This window comes from Synechococcus lacustris str. Tous (assembly GCF_003011125.1).
GTDB classification, from domain to species: Bacteria; Cyanobacteriota; Cyanobacteriia; order PCC-6307; family Cyanobiaceae; genus Synechococcus_D; species Synechococcus_D lacustris.
The window spans coordinates 1-16229 of sequence record NZ_PXVC01000051.1 but is presented as its reverse complement, the minus strand read 5'-3'; the positions used below and the strand labels follow the sequence as shown (position 1 = coordinate 16229).

Sequence of the window (16229 nt, the reverse complement as noted above, 5' to 3'; positions counted from 1 at the left end):
GGGCCCAGAGGGGAATTCGTTGTTGCTCGAGAAGATCAAGCAGCACCGGTGCATCTAATTCCCAGCTGAGCGAGAGGCCAAATAGGTTGCAATGGCGGTGAGGTGGATCACCTTGATCCGTGAATAAACGACGCACATCTAGGTCGGGGCGTTTGGCAAGGGTTGCCCACACCACCTGATAACCCAGGCTTGTGATCCCAACGCTGTAGGTGCTAGGGAAAGCCAGCACTGTTTTTAGTGCCCCCAGCTGCGGCTGGGCTGGTTCAAACAGCAGGGTTTCCTGGTTCAGGGTGTTAACAAGCTTGTGTTTGCCCCAGTTTGGCCTGGCGGCTCGGTTTGGGTTTKGTTTAGTTTGGTTTAGCTAGGTTTTCGAAAAAAGAATAGATCGTGACAACACTGGGGATTTGGAGTCGTTTACTGCATTAATGAGCGTAGATGGCGTTTTTGTGTTGCCGGTGGGTGCGTTATGACTGATAAGCCTTGATTTGATCAAAATTTAGATAGCGRTAGAGCTCTTGCTGGTTTGGATCRATTTTTTTTGCTGCCATCTCAAGGTATRTYTCTTTGCTTGGAATCCTGCCGAGTTGAGCACACACAGCSGCCAATTCAGCGCTACCTAAATACACCTGGGCGCCATCACCAAGGCGATTATTRAAATTGCGGGTGCTGGTGGAAAATACGGTGGTGTTGTTTTCTACCCTGGCCTGATTRCCCATGCATAGGGAACATCCAGGCATTTCCATGCGGGCACCACTTGCTTCGAATATTGCGTAGTAGCCCTCCTCTTTCAACATCGCTTCATCCATGCGGGTAGGCGGGCAAACCCAGAGTTTTGCGGCATTTGGTCCCTCGTCTTTTAATAGGGTTGCAGCGGCGCGGTAATGGCCAATATTTGTCATGCAGCTGCCGATAAATACCTCATCAATTTGATCTCCAGCCACTTCGCTAAGGGTTTTTACATTATCTGGATCATTGGGGCAGGCAAGAATTGGTTCAGTGATTTGATCTAGGTTGATTTCAAGCACCGCTGCATATTCAGCATCCTCATCTGCCTGTAGCAGCTCTGGATTTGCWAGCCATGCCTCCATCGCCTTGATCCGCCTCAATAAACTACGGCTATCGCCATAACCATTGCTAATCATATTATTAAGTAGGGCAACATTGCTGCGTAAATATTCACTCACAGTTTCAATRCTCAGTTTWATGGTGCTACCGGCACAGCTGCGTTCTGCTGTGGCATCAGTTAATTCAAATGCCTGTTCTAATTTCAGATCAGGTAGCCCTTCAATTTCCATGATCCGGCCGGAGAAAATATTTTTCTTGTTGGCCTTCTCCACCGTGAGTAATCCCTGCTGGATTGCCACATAGGGRATTGCATTCACCACATCCCGCAGGGTTACACCCGGTTGCAATGAGCCGCTGAATTTCACCAGCACCGATTCCGGCATATCCARTGGCATCGCCCCGATCGCCGCTGCAAAAGCCACYAGGCCGGAACCGGCCGGGAATGAAATACCTAAAGGAAAACGGGTGTGGCTATCGCCGCCAGTGCCCACCGCATCCGGCAGCAACATGCGATTTAACCAGCTGTGGATGATGCCATCACCTGGGCGAAGGGCTACACCACCGCGGGATTCAATGAAATCTGGCAATTCRGCATGGGTTTTTAGATCAACCGGTTTKGGATATGCAGCYGTGTGGCAAAAGCTTTGCAATACAAAATCAGCGGAAAACCCCAGACAGGCCAATTCCTTCAATTCATCACGGGTCATCGGGCCTGTGGTGTCTTGGCTGCCAACGGTGCTCATYAACGGTTCGCAGCTGCTGCCAGGCCGCACCCCAGCTAACCCGCAGGCYTTACCCACCATTTTYTGMGCCAAGCTGAAGCCCCTGTTGCTTKTTTGGGCGCTGCCTGGCCKTATAAAYAGCTCGCTTGGCGCTAATCCCAAACGCTCGCGCACCTTATCCGTTAGTGATCTGCCAATCAGCAAAGGAATGCGACCGCCGGCCCGCACTTCATCGGCAATCGTGTTTGGTTTTAATTGAAATTCGGCGATAATYGCACCATCTCTTTCCACCGTGCCGGCGTAGGGACGAATCGTAATTACATCGCCTGTGTTTAATCCAGTTACATCAAATTCAATCGGCAGCGCGCCTGAATCCTCAGCAGTATTAAAAAATATTGGCGCTATCTTGCTGCCTAAAATCACCCCGCCGCTGCGTTTATTTGGCACCTGCGGGATATCTTTACCGGTGTGCCATAGCACTGAATTAATTGCTGATTTGCGCGAACTACCGGTGCCCACYACATCACCGCAATAGGCCACTGGATGGCCTTTTTGTTTTAGGGCGCTGATTTGYGCTAGGCCCCCTGGCATRCGRSTTTCCAGCATYGCCATCGCATGGAGTGGGATATCTGGCCGSGTGGTGGCATGGGTGGCTGGTGATAGGTCGTCTGTGTTGGTTTCACCTTCYACCTTGAACACCGTAACGGTGATTTCAGCCGCTAGTTTCGGCCGCGCTGTAAACCATTCAGCATTTGCCCAGCTATCAATTACCCGCTTGGCATGGCAATTGCTGGYTGCTAGTTCCAGCACATCATTAAAGCTGTCGTATACCAATAGGGTTTTACTTAGRCCCGTTGCTGCTTCGGCGGCAATTGCAGCATCAGCGTTGCTTAATAGTTCAATTAAGGCAGCWACGTTGTAACCGCCGATCATCGTGGCAAGCAGCTGGGTAGCGAGCAGGGGGCTTACCAGGGGGCTTTCTAATTCGGCTTTTGCAACAGCCTTTAGCCAAGCCGCTTTCACGTAGGCAGCTTCATCCACCCCTGGTGGAATCCGTTCYTTAAGCAGTTCCAGAAGGAATTCSGCTTCCCCTGCAGGTGGCTGCAGCAGYAGTTCTGTGAGGGCCTGGGTTTGGCCTGCATCCAGCGGCARTGGTGGTACCCCAAGCGTTTCCCTGTGCAAAGCGGCCTGGCGGTAAGCGGCGAGCATTAGCGGATTTCAGCACTGCTCCTATTGTTCCCGCACGGCAGACCCTTAGGGTTGTAGCTGATGTGTCTGAACAACTAAGGGCATGCTTCCCACCTCTGATCTGCACGTGGTGGAGACCCGCCCATTGGTGGCTCCCGTAATTCTGCAAAGCGATCTGCCCCTCACCGAAAGGGCAACCCACACGGTGCAAGCCACCCGCCAGCGCATAAAACGCATYTTGAGCGGCGAAGATCAAAGGCTTTTGGTGATCGTTGGCCCCTGTTCGGTGCAYGATCTCGGTGCCGCTGAGGAATATGCAGGCGCCCTGGTGCAAATCCGTGAACGCTTGCAGGCCAAGTTGGAAATTGTGATGCGGGTTTATTTCGAAAAGCCGCGCACCACCATCGGTTGGAAGGGTTTGATCAATGATCCCCACCTCGATGGCAGCTACGACATCAATACCGGCTTGCGTAAAGCGCGCGGCCTACTSCTTTATCTGGCGGAACGGGGTTTACCWGCAGCTACGGAATTACTTGACCCAGTGGTGCCGCAATACATCGCTGATTTGATCAGCTGGACCGCCATCGGCGCCCGCACCACCGAAAGCCAAACCCACCGTGAAATGGCCTCCGGGTTATCGATGCCGATCGGCTACAAAAATGGCACCGATGGCAGCGTAACCATTGCAATAAATGCGATGGAAGCCGCTTCCCGCCCCCATCATTTCCTGGGGATCAATCGYCAGGGCCATGCGGCAATCGTTTCCACCACCGGTAATCCMGATGGTCATTTGGTGTTRCGCGGTGGTGGCAGTGGCACCAACTACCACCCAGAGGCGATTGCAGCAGCAGCTGAAGCGCTACAAAAAGCGGATCTACCCCATCGGGTGATGGTTGATTGCAGCCATGGCAATTCCAATAAGGATTACCGCCGCCAAGCTGAGGTGCTTGAGGCCGTAGCCGGCCAGGTGCAACAAGGTGGCACTGCCGTGATGGGTGTGATGCTTGAAAGTCATTTGGTGGCTGGCAGCCAGAAAATTCCGGCTGATCTATCCCAACTCACCTACGGCCAAAGCATCACCGATGCCTGCATCGATCTGGATACCACCGAAGCCCTTTTGGAAAAGTTAGCTGCTGCAGTGGCTTGATTTAATTGCTAACTGCCWAGCCAATGGGCCATGGCCGCCACCAGTAGGGGCACGCTGAAGTTATCGATCCCGCCCCAGCTGAATTGCTCCAGCAGCGTTGCACTGGCGGCAATTGCCAATAGTTGATAAATAGGTAGTTGCGGTAGCAATATCAACAGCACCAGCAGTGTTACCACTGCCATWACAGCAGTGCCAAGCAATGATTTTGTTTGGCCAAATAATTGCCAACGCCTTGATGGGAAGTGCGCSCCCAATAAACCAGCTAGGCCATCACCAAGGGCCATGGTTAGCACCGCAGCGCAAACCAAATCGGCCCGTTGGGGCCAAAACAAACCAAGCAACAGTGTTATCGATGCCCCATAGGCAACSGTGCCAATGCTGGCCCTACCCACATCCTCTAGGGCAGGTAGCAACCGCCAGCGGTGGTTGATTGCAGCAAGGGCAGTGGCAAGCAACGCTGCTGCCAGGGCAATGCTGAGGGGAATATGGCTAAACCAGGCCAAAGGCAGGGCAAAACCCGCACCTATATGAACMACCTTSCGGCTTAGTTCCGGTTGTTGGGGCCAAGTGCTTTTGATCAGGCTTGAGCTAATAAAAAGCAGGCCCAGCCAAATGGAAACCAGTAGCAAAATCGCTTAGGCAGCCTGCTGTTGATTGGTGATCAAGCGCAGCTTGAGGATTGCTTTTGCTTCTAATTGACGCACCCGTTCACGGGACACATTGATCTGGCGGCCAATTTCAGCCAGGGTGAGCGGTTCGCTGCCCTCAAGGCCAAAACGCAGCTTCAGAATCTTCTGCTCCCTTTCATTTAATTGGGTGATCCAAGTGCCCAGGTGTTCCTTTTGGATCTTGCGATCCATGCCCTCCATCGGTTCGGTGCTGGCGGGATCTGGAATCAATTCACCCAGGGTGCTGCGGTCTTCCTCGCCCCTGGCGTGGGCATCTAAGGAGGCGCAAGGAGCACTTTGGCTGAGTAGTTCCTCTAGTTCTTCCGGTTCCATCCCCATGGCATGGGCCATCTCAAGCCGATTGGGCTGGCGGCCAAAGCGATGGGATAACTCGCGGGTAATGCGGCGTAATTTGGATAGTTTTTCACTGATATGAATTGGCAACCTGATTGTGCGGGCGCTGTTATCAATGGCCCGCGTCATCCCTTGCCGAATCCACCAATAGGCATAGGTGGAAAACTTATAACCCATGGCGGGGTCGAACTTATCAACGGCCCGCTCTAAACCAATTGCCCCTTCTTGCACTAAATCAAGCAATTCAAGGCCTTGATTTTGATATTTTTTAGCCACACTCACCACCAAACGCAAATTGGCGGCCATCATGCGATCCCTGGCGCGGCAACCCATCCGCACCTGATGGCGCTGGCGGGGGGTGCGCTCCTCCTCRGCTATTTCGGAAAGTTGCTTCATCTGCTGCACCTGGTGGGCCAGCTCGATTTCCTCAGCGGCGGTGAGCAAAGGCACCCTGCCGATGTTGCTCAAATACCAACCGATTGAATCGGTGCTTAAGCGGCCTCCAGTGCGGCTGCCGCTCCGTAATTGCGCAGGGCGAACCGAAGGTTGTTCACCTTCAGTTCGAGCCCCCAGTGGTGTCCCCATCACCCTGGTCCTCTCGAATTAAATTTGGCCAGAACTTAGCACTAATGGGCGCTGATGTGTGCCTCATTTTGGAAAACAATCTGCAAATCAAGGCAATATAAAATCTACTGATTTGTTGCAGTTGCTTCTAAAGCTTTGGCACGGCTCAGCTTAACCAGCGGAATTCACAATTTACGGTCAGTTTAGGAATCGRTTTGGGYGCTGCCTTTAGGCCATGCTTCTTAACTTTTGGCCATAAAGCTTCGYAGAAATCTGAARTTAATTGCTGGATTTAAAGGCATTGCCCCTGCACAGCATTCCAGTTTTCCATTAGCTCCAGCTGTGAATTATTTTCATTTTCATTGCATAGCCGCTGCAGGAACTGACCATCGGCTTGCATATCCCAGGCGCCGCGGTTATCGGCCAGGTATGTGTGTAGCAACTTCTCTAAACTGCTGCGCAATTCAGGATCTTCCACCGGGGTAACCGCTTCCACGCGGCGATCGAGGTTGCGTCCCATCCAATCAGCGCTGCCGATAAAAGCCTCCGGGTTGCCGCCATTGCCAAACCAGAAGATGCGGGAGTGCTCAAGAAAACGGCCGATGATGCTTATYACTGAAATGTTGCTGCTGTGGCCTTCAAGGCCAGGACGCAGGCTGCAAACACCCCTGATGATCAGTTCGATCTGCACGCCGGCCCGSGATGCTTCATAGAGCAGGGCGATGATGCGGGGATCCACAAGGGAATTCATTTTCACAATGATGTGCCCCTCTGCCCCGGCTTTGGCATGCTCGATTTCCCTTTGGATCAATGCCTCCATCCCTGCCCGCAAAGTAACTGGTGCCACCAGCAACTTTCGGAAGCTTTGTTGTTTTGAAAAACCGGTTAAGTAATTGAAAAGTTCAACTAGATCTTGGCCTAATTCAGGCCTGGCACTAAGTAAACCCACATCGGTGTAGAGCCTTGAGGTTTTTGAGTTGTAGTTRCCGGTGCCCACATGCACATAGGAGCGCAGTTCATCCTTTTCACGCCGCAGCACCAGGGTGACCTTGGTGTGGGTTTTTAGGCCGATYACGCCATAAACCACATGCACGCCTGCATTTTCCAGTTGCCTTGCCCATTGGATATTGTTCTCTTCATCAAAACGGGCTTTTAATTCCACCAGTGCCATCACCTGTTTGCCATTTTCAGCAGCTGTAATCAGCGAACTAATTACCTTTGAATCTTTAGATACCCGATAAAGCGTCATCTTGATCGCTAATACATCGGGGTCATCAGCGGCCTGGCCAATGAATTCCTCCACCGACGAACTGAATAGGTCGTAGGGGTGATGCAGCAGCACATCACCCCGCTTGAGCACATCAAATACGCTTTCAAATTCCTCTGGCTTAATTGAGCCATCGGCAAGTAATGCCTTTTGGGCCCTGGCTAGTGGTGCTGCGATCCTGGCTAGTTGGGGGCTGTCTTTGAATTGGGGTAGCGGCACCCCGGTAAGGGCAAACAGATCATCTAAACCCAAGGGGCCGTTAATGCGATAMAGGTCTTCTGCTTCAACAGCCATGCCTTCCATCAATAAATCCACCACGTCTTGGGGCATTTCATCTGCCACCTCCAAGCGCACCACTTCACCGCCCATGCGTCGTTTGCGCAGGCCTTCCTGTAGGGCAATCATCAAATCATCGGCCTCTAGCTCCCGCAGCTCGAGGTCGGCATCGCGGGTAACACGGAAGAAATAGTGCCCTTCAATCGTCATGCCAGGAAATAGCAGCGCCAAATTGAAAGCCACCACCTGCTCAAGCGGAACGGCGCTGTAGAGGGCTGGCGTTTCCTGCTGAGCTAGCTCAAGCGGTAATTTGATAAATCGCGGTAGGTTTTTTTGTGGCACCTTCACCCGCGCAAATTGTTGTTCACCCGTTTCAGGATCCCTAATTAAGGCGGCGATATTGAGGCTCAGATTGCTAATAAATGGAAATGGATGGGCTGGATCCACGGCCAGGGGTGTGAGCACCGGGAAAATAGCAGTGCGGAAATGGTTGTTTAACCATTCCCTTTGGCCAGCATTTAATTGCGGATAATCCAGCACATAAACGCCATATTCAGCCAGTTTTGGCTTTAGTTCGCCGCGGTAATGCTGCTGYTGTTGTTCTAATACCGGCCGTAATTTGGCTTGAATTGCTTGCAGTTGTTGCAGGGGTGTTAGCCCATCAATGCTCAARCTGGTGATACCCGCCTCCACCTGTGATTTCARTGATGCAACCCGCACCATGAAAAATTCATCGAGGTTGTTGCTGAAGATGGCGCTGAATTTTGCTTGCTCAAGCAATGGCGTGCGGCCATCAAGGGCCTGGGCTAACACCCKTTGGTTGAARTCAACCCAAGCCAGTTCACGGTTTAAGTAGAGCTCTGGGGCAAGAACAGCTGAGGCCATGGAATGAACAGAAGCCACTGGYGCGACCCTAGCTGGCTTGATTAAGGGTTCCGTTAGCAGTGAGAAAACTCACCCCCAATAGCAGTGCTGCCGCCAATAGAAATGGGCTACTAAAACCCAATTGCTCATAGGCCAACCCCATYATTGGTGGGCCAAGGAAACTGCCAAGGCTTTGCAATCCCTGCAAACTGCCTAGGGCTGCGCCTTGGCCATCGCCATCAAGGCGCCTGGAAACCAAGCTGCGCAAGCAGGGGGTAACAAGACCAGTGCCCATCGCTAAAAGCGCAACGGCACTAAAAACCACYGGTTTGGCATTTGTGATCGGTGCCCCAGGGATTAACAGGCAGCCAACCACCACCAAGCCAAGGCCAAATAGTGTTAAACGCTGCTCACCAAATCTTGTTACCAACGGACCAATTAATCCCCCTTGCACCACCGTTGCCACCACCCCAACAATTAAAAACGCAGTGGTGGCCGGCCCAGGTCCCCAACCAAATACCTGTTTAAAAAACAACACCAGCACCGCTGTAAAACCATTAAAGGCAAGAAAAAACAAAAAGAAACCAAGGCACAGGCTGCCTACTTTTGGATTAGCAAATACTTTCGCCAGCTGGGCAAAGGGATTTAAAGCCCGTTTKCGCGGTAGGGCCCGGCGCTGCTCGGCTGGGTGSGTTTCCGGCAGCAATARCAACACCAAMACCAGATTGATAGCGGCAATCGCCACCGCTATCCACACCGGCAAAGTAACGCTCCAGCGGCTTAATACCCCGGCTAAGGCAGGCCCAAGAATGAAGCCCAGGCCAAAGGCAACACCGATTAAGCCAAATGCCTTGGCTCGATTTTCAGGGCTGCTGATATCAGCAAGCACCGCTCCGGCACTGGCGGCGGTGCCACCGCTGAAGCCATCCAGCAGGCGGCCGCTAAACAGTAAAACCAAGGGCCAAGCGCTGGCCTGGGGCCAGGGGATTTCCAGGGTGATCGCAAATAAAGCCAAGCCCAACACCGTGCCGGCTACGCAGCAAGCGATCACGGGCCTCCTACCAAAGCGATCGCTGAGGGCACCGATTAATGGGGTGGCTAAAAATTGGGCTAGGGCATAGCTGCCCGCCAGTAGGCCCAAGGTGGTGCCACTGCTGGTAAAGCCAGCGAGCAGGAAGGGCAGCAGCGGAAAAACCAGGCTTTCACCAACCCGATCATTTAGCAGCGTCACAAACACGCAAAGCAGCGTGGACGGACGTTTCATGGGGAGCGGGCCCTGCGGTTGATGCAACTAGTGTTCACCACCAGCCAGCCTTAATTTGAAAATATGCGTTTGATCGCCGCCTATCGCAATGCTGGTTATGAAGCCATAGCCGATGGGGTGATCCGTTTTTTTGAGCGGCGCCCTGATCTGCACACCCCAGGTGTGGCCTTTGGCCCAGGCAGTGAAGCGGGAGCGGAACCTGCCAAGAGTTCAACTGATATCAGCCTGGTGGCGATTGATCGCAGTGATCCGGAAGCCTTTGCCTTGGCCGATGTAATTCKGCGTGGTGTAACAGCAGGCCTCAATCGCTACCTGGAAGAGCTGCCGCTATTGCAGCAATGCTGCCCRGAACAACAACTATTTGTAAATCCGATTTTTAATCTSCAGCATTACGCCCCAGGCGAAGGTTTTAAGGCATGGCATTGCGATTGGACCATCAGCCCAGAGGCCACSGAACCGGTGCATCGTGTGTTGGCYTGGATTCTTTATTGCAATGATCTSCCGGAGGGTGGCACTGAATTCCATTGGCAAAACCACCACGAAGCAGCAGAACGGGGCAAATTATTGATTTTTCCTGCTGGTRTTTCCCATATTCACCGCGGCCGAGTGGATCATCACCACAGCAAAACAATTGCCACAGGCTGGATTAATGCCGGTAGCAATGCGGCTTATCTCAAACGTTTGGCGGCCGCGCCGGAGTAGTTGTAATTCCCCTATCTAGCCGCACCGCCTGCCACACRGCAACGGCATCAAGCCGCATTAATTGCTCTGGTGCCAGGGCYTTTGATTTATCTGGTTGTTGTAGATCAYGGCCGATTGCTTGATCGTCGTAGATGTCGTTGTAATCATCCCAACCGGCSGCGTAGTAAATCTTTTTTATGCCAGCCCATGCCGCAGCTGAATAGCACATTGGGCAACATTGACAACTTGTATAAAGAACACAATCACTTAAATCCCAACTGCCTATGGCTTGGCAAGCGGCGCGGATAGCATTGATTTCCGCATGGGCAGTGGGATCTTTATCGCGGTAAACACTATTGCCAGCCACGGCAACTAGCTGATTRTTTTTAACAACTACAGCGCCAAATGGTTCACCGCTACGTTCYTCTAATGCCGTGCGTTGCATCGCAGCAATCGCCATCGCCATAAAGCTGGCATGGCTTGGATYTGCACTGTTGATGCTTGGCATTTTTCAACTTTAAAGCAGAGCTTCACCCCGTTGTTGAATTGTTTTGGCGTAATCGGTCCAGGTGCCGTGGCCCCAATAGCGAAAGCAGCTGGTTTCTAGTAGCAGCACATGTAAAAGCGCCTCTTGATAACGGGCGCTTTTTGTTACCGCTGGATCATTAGCCACCAGCGGATCAAATATTTGATGAAAGCGGGCGCTGAGCTGTTGCATGGGTTCAAGAATCCCTTCATAACCCTCCACCCAGCTGATGTTGTTGGTCCAGGAGGCRCCTTCCATTGAAATAGTTGTATCGCCAGCCCTGAAGCTGTGTTGACCTATGGCTTGTATGGCAGGGAACTCAGCTGGATTAACACCAGAGTTAGCAATTAATTCTAGATACTCTGTGCCATTGATGGCTACTGTTTGAGCAGTTGCTGTTGGCGTTGTTGATCTATTGGCGATCGTGCGATGGGCCTGAATAAAGGCGGGTGGAAATTCATTCATCATCACACCACCATTTTCACCATCAGCAATTTGACTCACTAAARCTGGAATAGTGGTTGTGCCAAGTTGTTGCCTTGTTAAGCCAAGTGCTTCGTGGTAAGGCTGCATTTGAGCCACTAATTTGGTATCAGAGCCTTGGGTTTTGATTAAGGCGATGATCGATGTGGTTTCACCTTGGCTGTTGCGGGCCACAAGCTGATTTGGGATTAATTTTTGCGCTTGGCTAAGGCTGCTGCCATCAAGATTTTCAACGCTATGTTCCTGCACCAGCAGCCAGCGATAACCGCATTCACGCAGGGCACTTACAAGGGCATAAAGGGTATCTGGATTGTTTGGCAGATGCATTTCAGGTGGTGAAAAACCCCTCACCCGTTGCAGGGCCTCCTGGCCAAATAGGTTGGCGAATTGATGTTGCCAGGCTTGGATTTGTAGTTTTAGGTCGGGAATTGGCGTTGATGGTGCAACGGCATGGCTCCAGAAACTGCCAAGCCACTCCACATGGGTATACAGGGTTGGATCACAGGCAAGTTTTTTTAGTGCAGCAAGGATGTCTTGGCGGCCCATTTGGCTAAAGCCCCAAAGCAGCGTGCCCGAGTAATCCAACATGATYCGTGGGTTGCAACCCTCATTGATCAGGTTTGGGAYGATCTCTGCCATGCGTTTGTAGCACTGGGCAAAGGGCTCGGCATTGTGGTTATCGCCCTCTTCCCGGTGCTCAAACATATATTGCAAATGGGAGATCAGCTCCCCATCAGCAGCGGCTGGAATCGTTGGTTGATGCATGTGCAAAGCACAGGCAAATGCGGATTGCAGCTGTTCAAGTTTTAAATTTGAATAAGGTGCAGCTACCTGGCCAGGTTKTTGCATCAAGGCCAACAGCTCAGCTTCCAAGCCAGCGATTGGCGGCAGGGGTTGATTAATCACAAACTCGCAATTATTCCAACATCATCTTCTATGGGCGAACTATCGCATTTGAATGCAGCTGGTGAGGTGCACATGGTTGATATAAGCAACCGCCTTAGTAGTTGCCGCACGGCAACAGCGGAGGGTTTCATAGGCATGGCACCTGAGTTGGTGGAGCTTGTAATTGCTGGCAAAACAAAAAAGGGTGATGTGTTAGCGGTGGCCCGGGTGGCAGCGATTCAAGCCGCTAAACGCACTTGGGAATTGATACCTCTTTGTCACCCCATTGCATTAACCGGTATCGAGGTGGCAATAAATCCTGCAGAAGATGGTGCTGGCCTGCGGATTGAAGTTGTAGCCAGCTGCACCGGCACTACTGGTGTGGAAATGGAGGCCCTCACTGCAGTGCAGGTGGGTTTACTCACTCTCTACGACATGGTTAAGGCATTAGATCCAGCCATGACAATTAGTGGGGTGCGGGTGCTAAGTAAGGAAGGCGGTCGCCATGGTGCCTGGCGGCATCCAAGTTTGAATGACTGAACCTTTTCCCCGGGAAGGTTTACCCCTTAACGAAGCCAGGCGCAAAATTCTTGAGCGGATTGCACCGATAACGGCAACTATTGAATTGCCATTAGCTGCTTGTTTTGCAAGGGTGAGTGCCCAAGGTGTTCATGCCGCAGAAGCATTGCCCGGTTTTGCGGCTTCAATCATGGATGGCTACGCCATTGGCGATCCAAGTCCGCCTGTAATTGGTACAACCTGGAAATTAGTTGGCCGTTCAGCACCGGGAGCCCCCTATGGCCAGCAACTGATACCCGCAGAAGCYGTGCGCATACTCACCGGTGCTCCCTTGCCGGCTGGAGCCCAGCGGGTTCTACCCCAAGAGTTGGTGCAGTGCAGCCCTGATGGCATCAACTTGGAACTAGTTGCTGAGGCCAGTCAAAGCCAATGGATTCGAGCTGCTGATGGAGATGTAGCAGCAGGGGAGCTTTTAGTTGCGGCTGGGGTGCGTTTGGGCGTTGCACATTTGGCCCTTTTGGCAAGTGCCGGCATAGCTGAATTAACCGTGAGAGCCAAACCGCAACTAGGGCTACTAGTTAGTGGTGATGAGTTGGTGGCCTTGGGGGAAGATCGCTGGCCTGGTGCTATCTGGGAATCAAACAGCACATTGTTAACTGCATTGTTAGAACGCCTTGGCTATGGAGTTGCCATATCGCAGGTTGTGCCAGATCATCCCGATGCATTGCGCACCGCTCTTTTAGATCTTGCTGCTAGTTGTGATTTAGTTGTGAGCACTGGTGGAGTTTCCGCTGGTGACAGCGATTGGATAAGGCCGCTTTTAAGTGAGCTAGGGGAGGTGGCTTTTTGGAAGCTTTTCCTTAAACCTGGGCGTCCTTTTGCCTTTGGCACCCTTAGTGCTGCTAACAAGTTGGTGCCATTTTTTGGCTTGCCAGGCAATCCGGTGGCAGCTGCCGTTACCGCCCTCCAATTACTGTGGCCAGCCCTGCAGCAGCTGGAGGGTTCAGATGTGCAACTCCTGCCAAGGCTGCAGGTTCGTTTGGCCCATCAGTTAAGGCGAAACGCTGGTAGGCCTGAACTTGCCAGGGCAAAGTTGGAGTTTGATTCCGAGGGTAACTTGTGGGCTTTAGTTGAGGGCAGCCAAGCATCTTCACGGATTAGTTCATTGGTAGGCGCTGATCTATTGCTTGAAATACCAGCTGAGCTTGCAGATATTCCCTCTGGCAGCAAGCTTTGGGCCCAGCTGCTGCGGCTGCCGATTTTCTGAATTCACAAGCTTGTGTGATTTTTCTATTTAGAAGGGCGTGTTGCCATTAATCCATTCAGCACTKCCATCGGCGCGCCATTCGCGCTTCCAAAACGGTGCTTCATGTTTCAACGCCTCCAATAATTCTTGGCAACAGCGTTGGGCTTCGCCCCGCTGATTTGCACAGATGGCTATCAACACAATCGCTTCATGGGGCAAGACCTTGCCAATACGGTGCTGGACTAGGGCTGAGTTAACGCCATGGCGGTTGCAACAGTTGCTTGATAGCAACAGCAATTGTTGTTCGCTCATGCCTGGGTAGTGCTCTAATTCCAGTGCAACCAATGGCGAACCATCGCTTCCCTTTGGTCGCATGCGACCGATGAAGATGCATTCGGCTGCCCCAGGGCACTCCCCTTGCTCAGCGCGAACTTGGTGCCATTGCTCAAGCACTAAAAGAGGTTCAAAGCGCTCGTTGCGTAGGTTGATCTTCAAAGCTGCCATGGATTTGAGATAACGGGATTAGCCGCCACTGATGGCTGGCATAAAGGCCAGTTCATCGCCGGGATGTAGTGGCGTATCAAGCGCAGCAAATTGTTGATTGATGGCAATCCGCACTTGGGCCGGCATAACCCCAGGCGGCCCAAGTTTTAACTGCTGCCATATCGCTTCTGGAGTGGAGTGTTTGCTGATGGGCAGATTTTGCTCCCGCCAGCCAGCTTGTTCGCTTAGGCGAGCAAATAACAAAACTTTTATTTGATCAGTTGCCATGGGGTGCATCAGGATGGCTGCAGCTACCGGAAATCTATGGCCCTTGCCATTGCCCTACTCACGGTTTCAGATACCCGTAGTTTGGCAGATGATCAGAGCGGTAATTTGTTGCAGCAGCGCCTTGAGGTGGCTGGCCATCAACTCATTGAGCGTTGCATGGCGCCTGATAATTGCTACCAAATCCGCTCAGTAGTAAGCCGATGGATAGCTGATGAAGATGTGCAAGTTATTATTACTAATGGTGGCACGGGTTTAACAGGGCGTGATGGCACTCCAGAGGCAGTAATACCACTACTTGATAAAAAAATTGATGGCTTTGGTGAATTATTTAGGGTTTTATCTTTTGAAACTATAGGCACTAGTAGTTTGCAAAGCAGGTGTGTTGCAGGTGTTGCTAATGGCACATTTATTTTTGTTTTACCCGGTTCCCTTGATGCCGTAACTACCGCCTGGGATCGCTTGATTGCTGCCCAGCTTGATCTAAATACCAGGCCCTGTAATTTGGTTCAATTGCTGCCGCGGCTACTTGAGCATTAATGGCAGTTGCATTTGCTTTAGCCATCATTGCTTTCCTCTATGCTTCTGTAGGTCATGGGGGTGCTACGGGGTACATAGCTATATTTGCCTTAGCGAATTATTCAGCAACACTAATCAAACCACTTGCACTTATTTTAAATATAGCAGTTGCGTCTGTTGGTTGTTGGAATTTTTTAAGGGCTGGCCATTTCCCGGAACCTAAGTTTGCTGCCCTATATGGCCTCAGTATTCCCGCTGCATTTATTGGTGGCTCATTGAATTTGCCTGGATTATGGTTTGAGAAAATTGTTGGTGTTATTCTTTTGCTATCTGGCTTGTGTTTAGTTGAAAAGCCAAAAGATCCTATCAATTTGCAACATGTGCAGGTGCCATTATTGTTTTTAGCTGGGGGATTACTTGGCCTGTTGGCGGGTTTTACAGGCACTGGGGGTGGCATATTTCTTACGCCACTATTACTGTTTACCCGTTGGTGCAATACCCGCGGAGCAGCAGCGGTATCAGTTTTATTTGTTTTGCTTAACTCCTTGGCTGGCTTTGCCGGTTTGCTGCTTTCAAAGCCAACTGCGGCCGCTGAGTTGCTGCGTGGACCCATGCTTCTGTGGCTTCCAGTAGTTTTTATTTCAGGGGCAATTGGATCGCGCTTAGGCAGCTCCTATTTGCCGGTAAAATGGATTCGTTATGCGTTAGCGCTAGTATTAGCTATTGCTGGTTGTAAGCTTTTGGGAATTCATTGGTATAGTTAAATAGCTTTTATTAGCCACCAAGTAATGCCATCTCAGCTGGTGCTTTACGGCTACCACTTTTAAGTTGTTGCTCCCGTTGTTCGCTGTAGCGATCGCTTCGATTACCCCAAAGTTTGCCAATTGCTTCTTTAAGGTCGCCGGAACAACTGTTTGCTTGTAGGTAATCACGTAAATCTAAGCCACTATTTTGGCTTGCAAATAAACAGGTGTAAGCAATGCCATTTGCAGTTACCCGAAGCCGGTTGCAATCGCCGCAAAAAGGTTCACTAATAGAAGCTATAGTTGCCAAATAGCCCTTGCCATCTGTATATTTCCATCGCTTTGCTGTGGTGGCTGATTTCCTTTTAAGTGGTTCAAGGGTCCATTGCTTATTTATAACCGCAATCATTTCAGCACTTGTTAAAACAGCTTCTGGCTGCCAGCCGTTGCGGTTACCCACATCCATGTATTCAATAAGAC

General features: G+C 51.4%; 16 protein-coding genes and 1 pseudogene. 6 read left to right on the top strand and 11 right to left on the bottom strand.

The features are described from left to right. Both C7K08_RS09855 and acnB read right to left on the bottom strand, forming a co-directional pair. A pseudogene (locus C7K08_RS09855) lies at window positions 1–229 on the bottom strand (radical SAM protein); the annotation flags it as partial. A 235-nt stretch (window positions 230–464) separates the two neighbouring features. Then, window positions 465–2996, bottom strand: a complete 2532-nt coding sequence (acnB, locus tag C7K08_RS09850; protein ID WP_106500458.1) for a bifunctional aconitate hydratase 2/2-methylisocitrate dehydratase — start codon at window positions 2994–2996, stop codon at window positions 465–467. 82 nt (window positions 2997–3078) lie between these two features. Between acnB and C7K08_RS09845 the strand changes: the two genes are divergently transcribed. Continuing rightward, window positions 3079–4122, top strand: coding sequence for a 3-deoxy-7-phosphoheptulonate synthase (locus C7K08_RS09845; RefSeq protein WP_106500457.1), 1044 nt, complete (start codon window positions 3079–3081; stop codon window positions 4120–4122). Window positions 4123–4130: 8 nt separating this feature from the next. Here the strand turns inward: C7K08_RS09845 and C7K08_RS09840 are convergent, their stop codons facing one another. From C7K08_RS09840 to C7K08_RS09825, 4 genes are all read right to left on the bottom strand, one after another. Then, window positions 4131–4625 (bottom strand): dolichol kinase, encoded by a 495-nt coding sequence (locus C7K08_RS09840; RefSeq protein WP_341272154.1) that lies wholly within the window; start codon window positions 4623–4625, stop codon window positions 4131–4133. Window positions 4626–4757: 132 nt separating this feature from the next. Then, window positions 4758–5729: an RNA polymerase sigma factor, RpoD/SigA family gene (locus C7K08_RS09835; RefSeq protein ID WP_106500456.1), complete on the bottom strand. Its 972-nt coding sequence runs from the start codon at window positions 5727–5729 to the stop codon at window positions 4758–4760. Window positions 5730–6000: 271 nt separating this feature from the next. Continuing rightward, window positions 6001–8136, bottom strand: a complete 2136-nt coding sequence (ppk1, locus tag C7K08_RS09830) for a polyphosphate kinase 1 (RefSeq protein WP_106500455.1) — start codon at window positions 8134–8136, stop codon at window positions 6001–6003. 28 nt (window positions 8137–8164) lie between these two features. After that, entirely contained in the window at window positions 8165–9379 is a 1215-nt protein-coding gene (locus C7K08_RS09825; RefSeq protein ID WP_106500454.1) for an MFS transporter, read from the bottom strand. A 63-nt stretch (window positions 9380–9442) separates the two neighbouring features. Between C7K08_RS09825 and C7K08_RS09820 the strand changes: the two genes are divergently transcribed. Then, window positions 9443–10081 (top strand): 2OG-Fe(II) oxygenase, encoded by a 639-nt coding sequence (locus C7K08_RS09820; protein WP_106500453.1) that lies wholly within the window; start codon window positions 9443–9445, stop codon window positions 10079–10081. On the opposite strand, the gene C7K08_RS09815 is transcribed toward C7K08_RS09820, so the two are convergent. Both C7K08_RS09815 and C7K08_RS09810 read right to left on the bottom strand, forming a co-directional pair. After that, window positions 10053–10568, bottom strand: coding sequence for a nucleoside deaminase (locus tag C7K08_RS09815; protein ID WP_106500452.1), 516 nt, complete (start codon window positions 10566–10568; stop codon window positions 10053–10055). The genes C7K08_RS09820 and C7K08_RS09815 overlap by 29 nt on opposite strands. 9 nt (window positions 10569–10577) lie before the next feature. Beyond that, window positions 10578–11918 carry a polysaccharide deacetylase family protein gene (locus tag C7K08_RS09810; protein WP_241537190.1) on the bottom strand — a complete coding sequence of 447 codons (1341 nt, stop codon included), beginning with the start codon at window positions 11916–11918 and terminating at the stop codon, window positions 10578–10580. Between the two features lie 87 nt (window positions 11919–12005). Between C7K08_RS09810 and moaC the strand changes: the two genes are divergently transcribed. Next, on the top strand, window positions 12006–12494 hold the full coding sequence (moaC, locus tag C7K08_RS09805) for a cyclic pyranopterin monophosphate synthase MoaC (protein WP_106500459.1): 489 nt from the start codon (window positions 12006–12008) through the stop codon (window positions 12492–12494). After that, window positions 12487–13740: a molybdopterin molybdotransferase MoeA gene (locus C7K08_RS09800; RefSeq protein WP_106500450.1), complete on the top strand. Its 1254-nt coding sequence runs from the start codon at window positions 12487–12489 to the stop codon at window positions 13738–13740. Before moaC ends, C7K08_RS09800 begins: the two co-directional genes overlap by 8 nt. A gap of 27 nt (window positions 13741–13767) precedes the next feature. Here C7K08_RS09800 and C7K08_RS09795 read toward each other — a convergent pair whose 3' ends face one another. Then, window positions 13768–14223: a molybdenum cofactor biosynthesis protein MoaE gene (locus tag C7K08_RS09795; protein WP_106500449.1), complete on the bottom strand. Its 456-nt coding sequence runs from the start codon at window positions 14221–14223 to the stop codon at window positions 13768–13770. Between the two features lie 18 nt (window positions 14224–14241). After that, window positions 14242–14490, bottom strand: a complete 249-nt coding sequence (locus tag C7K08_RS09790; RefSeq protein WP_241537189.1) for a MoaD/ThiS family protein — start codon at window positions 14488–14490, stop codon at window positions 14242–14244. Between the two features lie 36 nt (window positions 14491–14526). On the opposite strand from C7K08_RS09790, the gene moaB reads away from it, so the two are divergent. Both moaB and C7K08_RS09780 read left to right on the top strand, forming a co-directional pair. After that, entirely contained in the window at window positions 14527–15027 is a 501-nt protein-coding gene (gene moaB, locus C7K08_RS09785; RefSeq protein ID WP_106500447.1) for a molybdenum cofactor biosynthesis protein B, read from the top strand. Beyond that, complete coding sequence (locus C7K08_RS09780; protein WP_106500446.1) at window positions 15027–15770, top strand: sulfite exporter TauE/SafE family protein; 744 nt, start codon at window positions 15027–15029, stop codon at window positions 15768–15770. Before moaB ends, C7K08_RS09780 begins: the two co-directional genes overlap by 1 nt. 10 nt (window positions 15771–15780) lie before the next feature. Here the strand turns inward: C7K08_RS09780 and C7K08_RS09775 are convergent. Beyond that, on the bottom strand, window positions 15781–16229 hold a 449-nt coding region (locus tag C7K08_RS09775; protein ID WP_479725434.1), incomplete at its 5' end, for a GTP 3',8-cyclase MoaA family protein.